Source organism: Acinetobacter sp. Ver3 (assembly GCF_000632455.1).
Lineage (GTDB): Bacteria > Pseudomonadota > Gammaproteobacteria > Pseudomonadales > Moraxellaceae > Acinetobacter.
Map to the genome: position 1 here is coordinate 1 of NZ_JFYL01000138.1, position 2,161 is coordinate 2,161.

The following is a 2,161-nucleotide window of genomic DNA, read 5'->3' on the forward strand; positions in this document are numbered from 1 at the left end:
GAAGAGGTGTATCTCAAAGCTTATAGCAGTGTCACAGATGACGAAAAAGCAATTAAGTGCATATTTTGAGTTTTATAATTTGAAACGACCTCATTCGAGTCTAGACAAAATGACACCAAATGAGTTTTACTATGATCAGCTACCCCAACAAAACAAGGTGGCTTAACTAGAGCGGAATATCACTTATAAATACGCTTTTAGTTGTTCAAACAAGTGGGACCACCTCTGTAATAATGCGAAAAACGGAGTTGTAGACTTCAGTGGTGAAGTTTTTGGATATAAAAACCTTAGAGTTATTGATGGTTCAATTGTTCCAGGAAACTTAGGAGTCAATCCTTCATTAACTATTACTGCACTGTCCGAATTTGCAATGAGTCAGCTACCAATTTTTTCTGAGGAATTGGCTTCAAAAATCAAACCTATTCAGTTTAGTCAAACTTTTTCAAGTGATAAATAATTTATTAAATATAGTTATCATTAATGATTAAAATTAAGATAAATAGATTTAATATTTATTTATCTTAGTTACAAAAAATATAAATGAAATATAGTTAAATTAAACTCTCAAAAAAATTATCATATAATACATTTTTAATTTAAAGGTTTACCCCTAAGATCATTAAATCTAAAGGCATCTGGACTAATACCAAATTTCTTTTTAAAAGCTCTTGAGAAACTTGAATGATTGTTAAAATCTAACTCTTCAGAAATCTTAGAAATTTTTTATCTGTTTTCAATAATAATCTTTTTTGCTGAATCCATAATAATTTCATTTTTTAAAGATAGAAACTTTTGGTTATGACTAGATAATTTATTTTGCAAATTAGTTGAGCTTAAATTAAGATGATAGTAACATTCTGACAAATTAATTTTGAAATTTGATTTTTTATAAAATGAGCTACCTTATTAACAATGTTTATTTTTTATATTAACTTTAAAATCATCTGATATTTTACAAAATGCATATAAATCATAAAGAGGTAGTTTTTGAGTCAAAATCTCGTTTGAAAACTTTATAATTATTAAATATTTATCTAAATTATAAAAATACAAATTATCGCAATCAAAGTTTAAATGCTTATAATTTTTTTAAAACTAATAATAGGAACATACATATTAAATTTACAATTCAGCTTCCCTAAAATTTCAACAATATTGTTATAAATGACACTTAATAGTAATATTTCATAGAAATTAAGAATATTTTCTAAAAAACTACAAACTAATTTAATAAAAAGTTCCGCCTGATTAAAAGCATTATATTTTATATATACATCTATAAATGACAAAATAGCATAATAAAATTTTTAAAAAAATTAAAGCTTCATTAAAGTCGTTAGCAGATAATAAACCATACCCAAAATTCATATGAGAGCTAACCTTTATAGTTTTACTAAAAACTAAATCTTTCTCCTTAACTTGTAGGTGATCAATAAACGTTGAAATTAACTCTTCCATTTGATCTAAATTTAAACCATAATATTAAAATATTCTCACATCTTGAATAATCCTCTAGTATGAAAGTACTTATTCCACGTTCCTCTAGAATATCCATTAATTTATAATAGTAATGAAAGGGTATTAAATACATTATATTACTCACTTTTTAATAATCATGATAAATTATTAATCAACATAATTTCATTTTTTATTTAATACAATTTTTCTAAACTTTCCAGGAGGTATTCCTATTTTACTTTTAAATGCTCTTGAAAAACTTGAATGCTCGCTAAAATTTAACTCCACACCAATTTCCATTATAGATTTATCTGTATATATTAATAATTGTTTGGCTTTAGAAATAAGTACTTGATATTTCAAATCCGAGAATTTTGTATTAATTTCATTTAGTTTACGGTGTAGTGTACTAGGTGTCATATTAAAAAAACTGGCACACTCATTCAAAGTTAAATCATCCTTAGATGTAAATAGTATGTTTTTTATTTTTTCATCTATCCTCTGATCATAAAACTTGCTAATGAGTTGTTTTTTACAGACATCAATTATCGATTTAAAACTATTCTCATCTGATAAAGGTAATTCCTGGTTCAACATTTGAATTGGGATTTGAATAACCATTGATTCAAATTTATCATATCTAAATTTTAAAAAAGTATTATCAGCTTTATAGAATTTCAAGGAACTATTTATTTGTTTAAAT

At 24.6% G+C, this 2,161-nt stretch carries 2 protein-coding genes and 2 pseudogenes; 2 read left to right on the forward strand and 2 right to left on the reverse strand.

Annotated elements, in window-relative coordinates; all coding sequences use genetic code 11:
• Positions 1–166: pseudogene (locus CL42_RS17150) on the forward strand (integrase core domain-containing protein); the annotation flags it as partial.
• Positions 167–241: 75 nt separating this feature from the next.
• A pseudogene (locus tag CL42_RS16905) lies at positions 242–457 on the forward strand (GMC oxidoreductase); the annotation flags it as partial.
• A 134-nt stretch (positions 458–591) separates the two neighbouring features.
• Here the strand turns inward: CL42_RS16905 and CL42_RS17780 are convergent.
• Together CL42_RS17780 and CL42_RS15895 are read right to left on the reverse strand one after the other, a co-directional pair.
• On the reverse strand, positions 592–720 hold the full coding sequence (locus CL42_RS17780; RefSeq protein WP_155757016.1) for an AraC family transcriptional regulator: 129 nt from the start codon (positions 718–720) through the stop codon (positions 592–594).
• A 921-nt stretch (positions 721–1,641) separates the two neighbouring features.
• Positions 1,642–2,161, reverse strand: a 520-nt coding sequence (locus tag CL42_RS15895; RefSeq protein ID WP_155757015.1) for a helix-turn-helix domain-containing protein, incomplete at its 5' end; no start/stop codon positions are given.